This is a genomic window from Kitasatospora sp. NPDC059646 (assembly GCF_042734615.1).
Classification (GTDB): Bacteria; Actinomycetota; Actinomycetes; order Streptomycetales; family Streptomycetaceae; genus Kitasatospora.
The window spans coordinates 23,195-30,684 of the sequence record NZ_JBHWDS010000034.1; the positions used below are offsets into that span (position 1 = coordinate 23,195).

The window sequence follows — 7,490 nt, forward strand, 5'->3', positions numbered from 1 at the left end:
ACGCCCGACCCCCGGTCAGCGCCCGGCCAGGAACAGCTCGGCCGACATCGACGCGGTGACCGGCCCCTCCCCCAGACGGGCCGTCATCTCCTCGGCCAGGAACGCCTGCAGCGCCGGATCCTCCGGCCGTCCGCCCCGGGCCTCGACGGCGGCACGCAGCGGGGTGCCCGTGAGGAATCCGGTCGCCACCGCGGCGGCGGATTCGGCGGTGCCGTCCAGCACCACGGTCTCGTGCCGCTCCGGGGTCAGGCCGCCGCCGTCGAGGTCGGCGGAGACCTGCGCGGGGTCGTGGTACCCGTGCGGCAGGGTGCGGAGGAAGTCCGGCGGGTCGGCGGGGAAGGCGCGCTCGACCGCGGCCTGGACGGCGGCGTCGAAGCCGTGCTCCTCGATCGGCCCCCACGTGCTGAACAGCAAGCGGCCCCCCGGGGCCAGGACCCGGCGGGCCTCGGCGAAGGCCGCGGGCCGGTCGGGGAAGAACATCGCGCCGAACTGGCAGACCACCAGGTCGAACGCCCCGTCCCCGAACGGAAGGCGCTGTGCGTCCGCCTGCCGCCAGGACGCCTCCGGCACCCGCCCTCGCCCGTACTCGACCATCGCCTCGTTGAGGTCCGTCGCCACCACGTCCGCCGCGGGCGCCGCGGCCACCAGCTCCGACGTCAACACCCCGGTCCCGGCCGCAAGTTCGAGCACCCTTCGCGGGCGCAGCGCCGCGGCCCGCCCGGCCAGCTCCCGCGCGAACGGCCGGAACAGCACCGGCACCAGATACCGCTCGTACGCCTCCGGCATGGACGGCGCCCAACGCCGCTCGGCAGGAACTCCACTCATCCCACCCACGCTAACCCCGCCCGCCGCCTCTCCCCCGGCTCGACACACCCGTCCCCACCGCCCCGTCCGGTGCGACGGACTGGCTGCTTGAGCTCTGCGGCGACGGTTTGACGGGGTTGATGCCGCCGGCGATGCCCGGTGCGGCCTGGGTCCTCAACGCGAGGTACGAGCACGAGCAGGGGCCTGGCGACGTGCCGCACCACGAGTACCGCCAGGCGCATCCGGCGGACGGGAGCATCCCGCGCGACGTCGTCGGGGGCATCGATCTCGACGCCGTGAGCGTCCCCGGGGGAGGCGGCCTGGGCCGCGCAGAGCACCCCGGCCCCGGCTGGCGGCGGCCGCGCTGGGCGGAGCTCGCCCGGCGGACCGGCGACCCCGTCGTCCCCGGCGGGCTGCTGCCCTCCTTCCGTTGCTTTCCCTCTGCTCCGAAGAACGGCAGCCGGCCCCCGGGAATCGTCCCTCCCACCGAGGGGAGCTTGGACCGTGAGACCTGGATCCGGCTGATCGGCCTCCTCGCCGACCACAGCCCCGCGGGCCCGGGCACCCGCTGCCTGGCCTACGACAACCCGCTGACGCTCGGGGCCGTCGACTTCGACAACCGCCACGTGCGGACCGGGCGCCTCGGCGACGCCGGGATCCTCCACGACATGCCCGAGGCCGACCCGGCCGACTTCAGCCCCGCCCACCTCTGGGCCGAAGACCGCACATGGGTGCTCTGCACCGACGACGACCTGTGGGCCACCGAGGTCGCCGGGCCCCGGCCCTCATCGGGGCGCTGCTGAACGACACCGGCGTCGAGGCGGTACGGCTGCCCTGGGCGGCCTGAGCGCCGGCCGAACCGGCCCGACCCCGCCCCGAGTTGCGCGCGGTCAGCTCCGGGACGGCCCGAGGTAGCGCAGTACGGCCAGGACGCGGCGGTGGTCCGCGTCGACCACGGGCAGGTCGAGCTTGGCGAAGATGTTGTTGATGTGCTTCGCCACGGCGCTCTCGCTGACCACCAGTGCCTGTGCGATGCCGGCGTTGGAGCGGCCCTCGGCCATCAGGCCGAGCACCTCCCGTTCGCGGGGGGTGAGCCGCGCGAGCGGGTCGCTGTCCCGGCGCAGCAGCAACTGGGCGACCACCTGCGGATCCAGGGCCGTACCCCCGTCCGCCACCCGTCGCACCGCGGCCACGAAGTCGGCGACGTCGGCGACCCGCTGCTTGAGCAGGTAGCCCACCCCGCTGGTGTTCGCCGACAGCAGGTCGGCCGCGTAGCGCTCCTCCACGTACTGCGAGAGGAGCACCACTGCCGTTCCCGGCCAGCGCCGGCGGATCTCCATCGCCGCCCGCACGCCCTCGTCGGTGAAGCCGGGCGGCATCCGGACGTCGATCAGGGCGAGTTGGGGCCGGTGCTCCGCCACCGCCGCCAACAGCCCCTCCGCATCGCCGGCCTCCGCGGCGACCTGGAACCCGCCCATCTCCAGCACCTTGATCAGGCCGATCCGCAACAGCACCGAATCCTCGGCGATCACCGCGCGCACGGCAGCTCCGCGGTGATGGTGGTGGGCCCGCCGACGGGGCTGCTGACGTGGAAGGCCCCGTCGAGGGAGCCGACCCGCTTGGCCAGTCCGGCCAGCCCCGTGCCGGCGGCGTCGGCACCGCCCAGTCCGTCGTCGGTGACGCGCACCCGCAGCACCTCGCCGACCTGACGGACGATCACCTCCACCCGCTTCGCGCCGGCGTGCTTCGTCGCATTGGTCAGCGCCTCGGATATCACGAAGTACGCGACCGACTCCACGCTGGACGCCACCCGCTCCTCCAGGTCGACCCGCAGCCGCACCGGCAGCGGCGTACGGGCAGCCAGCCCGGACAATGCCGCGTCCAGGCCCCGGTCTTCGAGCACGGCCGGGTGCAGACCCCGTACCAGGTCGTTGAGTTCGGCGATCGCCTCCTTCGCCTCCTGGTGCGCGCCCGCGATCACCTCGCGGGCGTCGCTCGGCAGGTCCGGGCGGGTGGCCATGGCCAGACCCAGGTTGACCGCGAGGGACACCAACCGCTGCTGGGTGCCGTCGTGCAGGTCGCGCTCGATCCGGCGGCGTTCCGCGTCGACGGCCTCGATCAGGTCGGTCCGGCTGACGGCCAGCTGGTCGACCCGCTCCTGGAGCCGCTGCGCCCGGCTGGGCCCGAGCAGGCCCAGCGCCAGCCGGGCCTCGGCCCCGGCCACGGCCCGCGCGGCCCAGGGCAGGGCGCACAGCAGGAGGAGTCCGGCCGCCGTGCAGACCGGCAGCCGGGTCAGGTAGCCGACGCCGTCCGGGCGGACTCCGGCCGGCAGCGCCCAGGCCCAGGCGTAGACGACGGCGCCCGCCAGGCCCGCCGCGGCCAGCGCCAGCACCAGCAGTTCCAGCAGCGCGAACAGCGGGCCCAGCACGAGGTGGTAGCCGATCTGGCACCAGGACCGGGCACCCGCGAGCCGCCGGGCGGCCGAGGACCACGCCCGCCGTTCCGGCGCGGTGGGGGCGGGCCGGGGGACGTCCACACCGATGAGCGCCCGGTAGCGGACCCGCTGAACGGCCGTCAGCACCGGGGCGCCGAGCAGGATCAGCGCGGCCGACACGGACACCGTCAACAGCCAGTCCCCCGTCCTGGCGGCGGTCGTCACCGCCCAGGACCACACGGGCACCAGCGCCAGGTGCAGCGGCACACCGGCGGCCAGGAAGCCGGTGTCCCGCCGCGCCCGGAGGGCCGAGCGTCTCACTCCAGCTGGAATCGTCATGGGGACGACGCTAGGGCACCGCAGGACGACGCTGCCATGAAGCCCCCACCCGATTTCATGGTGAACCTGGTACCACCATGCAGTTCTCGGTCTCGACCTGCGGGCGGACAGCGTCCCGGGCCGGGGCCGAGCCGCGTCGCAGGGTGTGAGCGGGTGTCTGCCGAGCGCACCGATCCCGTTCCGCGCTGTTCGGAGAATCAGGCCGAGCAGCGAATCCCCCGCAGCCCCGGAAATGGGGACAACGCCCCGTCAAAAACCCGCCGAATTTCTTGACCAGATCATGACAGTGCATCATTTCCGGCCCCCTCGAAGGCCCCGGCCAGCCGTCGCACCCGCCCCTCAGCACTCCGCATGCGTGGATCGAGGTGCGCCCCTAGCGTGGGGAGAGGACATCGTCGATCCCGACGATGACGTCCGTCCTTTCCCAAGGAGGCGTATCCGATGCTTGCCCAGACCGTGCTGCCCAGGGAGCCCGCGCTTGCTCCCCTGCGGGTGACGTCGCCCGAGATCGGCGCCGTCAAGGCGCTGATGACCGAGGACGAGTCGGCCGTCAGTGACGCGCCGCTGTACCGCCCCGAGGCGGCAGGCTTGCTGCTGCTGCTGGGCCTCGTCCTGCTCTCCCCGAAGGAGCCCAAGGAAAAGAAGTAGCACCGACCCGGCATCAGATCGGAAGAAAGTAGTACATCCCTATGCCGTTCGCTGATTCGCCCCAGCGGGAGTACGCTGCCGCGACCGAGTGGGCGGCAGGCCGCGCCCTCGACGCTCTCACCGGTGCCGAGGGCGCGGCTCTTCCCGCCGCCGACGTGCCCGAGCCGCAGGCGCTGCTCGCCGCCGACCGGGTCCTCGGCCCGGACGTGTTCGCCCCGGCCCTGCTCACCGGCCGCCCGACGCCGCCCGAGGTCGCCGCCCGTGCCGCGGAGGCCTTCGTGCTGTTCCCCGCCGACTGGTCCGGTGTCCACGCGTGGCGCGACCGGGCCACCGCCGAACTCCTCGGCCGCGCCGGGCACCCCGTCGCGGTGGACGCCCCGCCGCTGCCCCCCGACCCGGGCGAGCACGGCTGGCAGCGCTGGTCGGTGCTGATGGCGCAGCTCTGCTGCCTCGCCCTGCCGACGCTGGACAGCCCGGTGCACCAGCGCGCCCGCGAGCACCCGCTGGCGCTCGCCCGCGGCGCGACCCGCGCCATGCTGCGGCGCGACCACCGCACCGCCACCCGCCTGGCGCGCTGGCTGGCCTGGTTGCAGAGCACCGGCACGCCGCTCGCGCTGGAACTCCGCCCGCTGCTGCGGCAGCTCGCGCTGACCGGTGACGGCACGGCCCGCACCGCCCTGGACCTCGCTGTCGCCGAACGGTTGGCCGCCGCATGAACCAGACCCTGCTCAGCAACGCCCACCAGCTCGCCACCCGCTCGCTGGCCTGGCTGTACGCCACCCACGACCAGGGCCACGGCGTCCTCCCACCGGAGGACAGCAACGTCGACCTCGACCTGTCCAACCCGGACAACGCCTACAAGCCGATCGGCGAGTGCGCGCTGGCCGGCTCGCTGGTGCTGCGGGAGTCCGTCGCCGGGCCCACCGACCGCGAGCGGGCCCGTGCGCTGCTGGACTTCGGCTGGCAGCAGCTGCGCCAGGGCGACCTGCTGTACGAGCGGCAGTTCCGGCACATCCTGATCAGCGACCCGCTGGAGATGTACGGGCACTTCCACCGTTCCGGGTACCGGCACGCGGCCCTGGAGGACCTGCTGCACAGCCTGGACGGGCTGCGGTCGACGCACGCCGTGGAGGCGATGGCGAACCGGCAGCTGGCGGTGGTCAACGCCCGGTCCGTGGTCGGGCTGGAGAGCAAGCCCGACTGGGACGCGCTGGCGGCGACCACCTGGCTGGGCGCCCGGCCGGAGCCGTGGGCGATCGACTGGATCACCGGCTACAACGTCACGCACACCGTGTTCCACATGACCGACTGGGGCGCGGTGCCCGACCGGCTGCCGGTGCCGTTGCAGGAGTACCTGGCCGACTGGCTGCCGGTGTGGGTGGACATCTGGCAGGAGACCGGCCAGTGGGACCTGATGGGCGAGCTGCTGATCGTGGACGCCTGCCTGCCCGAGTCGGTCTGCGACCCGGACAGCCTGGCGCAGCTGGTCGCCGTCCAGCACCCGGACGGGCTGCTGCCGCGGGACCTGGACCCGGTCGACGAGGACCCGGCGAAGGCGTTCAAGGAGAACGAGCACACCGCCGTGGTCGGCGTGCTGGCCGGCACCCTGACGCTCGCCCGCGCCCTCCGGTGAACCCGGACCTGGCCGCCCTGGTCGCCACCGTGCCGCCGGGGTCGGCGGTCGCCCTCGCCGTCGCCCGACCGGGCGGCGGCGAGGTGCTGTGCCACGGCCGGACGGCGGGCAGCTCCGGCGAGCCGGTGACGCCGGACACCGGCTTCGAGGTCGGCTCGGTGAGCAAGACGTTCACGGCGCTGCTGCTGGCCGAGCTGGCCGCGCGGGGCGAGGTCGGCCACCGGGACACCGTGACGGTCTCGGGGGTGCCGTTGAGCCTGCTGCACCTGGCGACCCACACCTCGGGGCTGCCCCGGGTGCCGCCGGGCCTGCGGCGCTCGGCGCTGCCCGCCTGGTTCAGCAATCCGTACGCGGCGTACTCCGCCGAGGAGTTGGACCGGGCACTGGAGCGGACCCGGCTGCGGTTCCCGCCCGGCAGCGGGGTGCGGTACTCGAACTTCGGCGTGGGGCTGCTCGGCCGGGTGCTCGCCGAGCGGTCCGGGCGCACGTACCCGGAGCTGCTCGCGGAGCGGGTCGCGGGGCCGCTCGGGCTGACCGGGACGGGGTGCGAGCCGGGGGCCGCGGTCGGGCACTTCCGGGGGCGGCCGCTGCCGCCGTGGCGGATCCCGGCGCTGCCCGGGGCGGGGGCCGTCCGGTCGAGCGGCCGCGACCTGCTGCGCTACCTGTCGCTGCACCTCGATCCGGCCGGCGCGCCGACGCCCGGGCTGGCGGAGGCGCTGCGCGACGTCCAGCGGCCGCGGCTGGTGAAGCCGCGTTCGACGGACCGGCTGTGCCTGGTGTGGAACCTGCGGCCGCTGCCGGACGGGGACGTGCTGTTCCACTCGGGCGGCACCAGGGGCTTCACCGCCTTCGTCGGGTTCTGCCCCCGGCGGGGCACCGCGCTGGCCGCGCTGACGAACTCGGGGCCCCGGCTGAGCAGCCGGTTCATCCAGACCGGGTACCGGGTCTTCCGGGGGCTGTGACGGCGGCGGGCCGCCGGCGCTGGGTGCGTCGGCGGCCCGCTGTGCTGCCGGGGGTCAGGCGGAGAACCAGCCGGTCAGGTCGGCGGTGACGTTGACGCTGCCGGTGGAGTTGTACAGCGTGACGCGGCCGTCGACGACCGGGACCACGACCGGGTTGGAGACCGTCCCGCCCGGCGTGCAGGTGAGCGAGGACACGCCGGGGCGGTCCGTCCCGTGCGGGTACGCGGTCAGGTAGCCGGTCGCGGTCGGGTCGGTGACCGTCAGGTTCAGCACCACGGCGGTGGCGCCGTACGGCACCCCGGCGACGCCGTTGACCTGGAAGGACACGATGCCGTCGGGGCCGACGGCGCCCTGGCGGGCGCCGGTGCCGTTGCGGGTGTCGAGCAGCCGCAGCGGGGTGGCGGGCGCGTAGGTGCTGGTGCCGGTCGCCGAGTAGCAGCCGGTGACGTCGGCGATCAGGTCCACTGGTCCGGCGCTGTTGCGCAGACCGACCTTGCCGTTCACCACCGGGACGGTCACCAGGTTGGCGACGGTCCGGCCGGGGGTGAGGTTGAGGTTCGAGGTGTTCGGCGGCTGCTGGCCGTCCGGCAAGGCGGTGATCCAGCCGGTCGCCGTCGGCGCGACCGCGGTCACGTTCATCACGACGGCGGTGACGCCGTCGGCCGGGACG

At 74.5% G+C, this 7,490-nt stretch carries 8 protein-coding genes and 1 pseudogene; 5 read left to right on the forward strand and 4 right to left on the reverse strand.

Annotation, left to right across the window (positions count from 1 at the left end):
- Window positions 1–15: 15 nt before the first annotated feature.
- A complete protein-coding gene (locus tag ACFV1L_RS23110) occupies window positions 16–825 on the reverse strand; it encodes a class I SAM-dependent methyltransferase (RefSeq protein ID WP_380368599.1) in 810 nt (269 codons plus the stop codon).
- Window positions 826–1,301: 476 nt separating this feature from the next.
- Here ACFV1L_RS23110 and ACFV1L_RS23115 point away from each other — a divergent pair, with 476 nt between their 5' ends.
- Window positions 1,302–1,607: a hypothetical protein gene (locus ACFV1L_RS23115; protein WP_380368601.1), complete on the forward strand. Its 306-nt coding sequence runs from the start codon at window positions 1,302–1,304 to the stop codon at window positions 1,605–1,607.
- 87 nt (window positions 1,608–1,694) lie between these two features.
- Here the strand turns inward: ACFV1L_RS23115 and ACFV1L_RS23120 are convergent, their stop codons facing one another.
- Both ACFV1L_RS23120 and ACFV1L_RS23125 read right to left on the reverse strand, forming a co-directional pair.
- Window positions 1,695–2,345: a response regulator gene (locus tag ACFV1L_RS23120; RefSeq protein WP_380368604.1), complete on the reverse strand. Its 651-nt coding sequence runs from the start codon at window positions 2,343–2,345 to the stop codon at window positions 1,695–1,697.
- Window positions 2,333–3,577, reverse strand: coding sequence for a sensor histidine kinase (locus ACFV1L_RS23125; RefSeq protein WP_380368606.1), 1,245 nt, complete (start codon window positions 3,575–3,577; stop codon window positions 2,333–2,335). Before ACFV1L_RS23125 ends, ACFV1L_RS23120 begins: the two co-directional genes overlap by 13 nt.
- 441 nt (window positions 3,578–4,018) lie before the next feature.
- Between ACFV1L_RS23125 and ACFV1L_RS23130 the strand changes: the two genes are divergently transcribed.
- Genes ACFV1L_RS23130 through ACFV1L_RS23145 form a run of 4 tightly spaced genes read left to right on the forward strand, consistent with a single transcriptional unit; the run spans window position 4,019 to window position 6,820 of the window.
- Window positions 4,019–4,225 carry a hypothetical protein gene (locus tag ACFV1L_RS23130; protein WP_380368608.1) on the forward strand — a complete coding sequence of 69 codons (207 nt, stop codon included), beginning with the start codon at window positions 4,019–4,021 and terminating at the stop codon, window positions 4,223–4,225.
- 41 nt (window positions 4,226–4,266) lie between these two features.
- Complete coding sequence (locus tag ACFV1L_RS23135) at window positions 4,267–4,941, forward strand: hypothetical protein (RefSeq protein ID WP_380368610.1); 675 nt, start codon at window positions 4,267–4,269, stop codon at window positions 4,939–4,941.
- Window positions 4,938–5,858 carry a DUF6895 family protein gene (locus ACFV1L_RS23140; RefSeq protein WP_380368611.1) on the forward strand — a complete coding sequence of 307 codons (921 nt, stop codon included), beginning with the start codon at window positions 4,938–4,940 and terminating at the stop codon, window positions 5,856–5,858. The genes ACFV1L_RS23135 and ACFV1L_RS23140 overlap by 4 nt, the downstream gene beginning before the upstream one ends.
- Window positions 5,855–6,820, forward strand: coding sequence for a serine hydrolase domain-containing protein (locus tag ACFV1L_RS23145; RefSeq protein WP_380368613.1), 966 nt, complete (start codon window positions 5,855–5,857; stop codon window positions 6,818–6,820). The genes ACFV1L_RS23140 and ACFV1L_RS23145 overlap by 4 nt, the downstream gene beginning before the upstream one ends.
- Before the next feature lie 54 nt (window positions 6,821–6,874).
- Here ACFV1L_RS23145 and ACFV1L_RS23150 read toward each other — a convergent pair.
- Window positions 6,875–7,490: pseudogene (locus ACFV1L_RS23150) on the reverse strand (hypothetical protein); the annotation flags it as partial.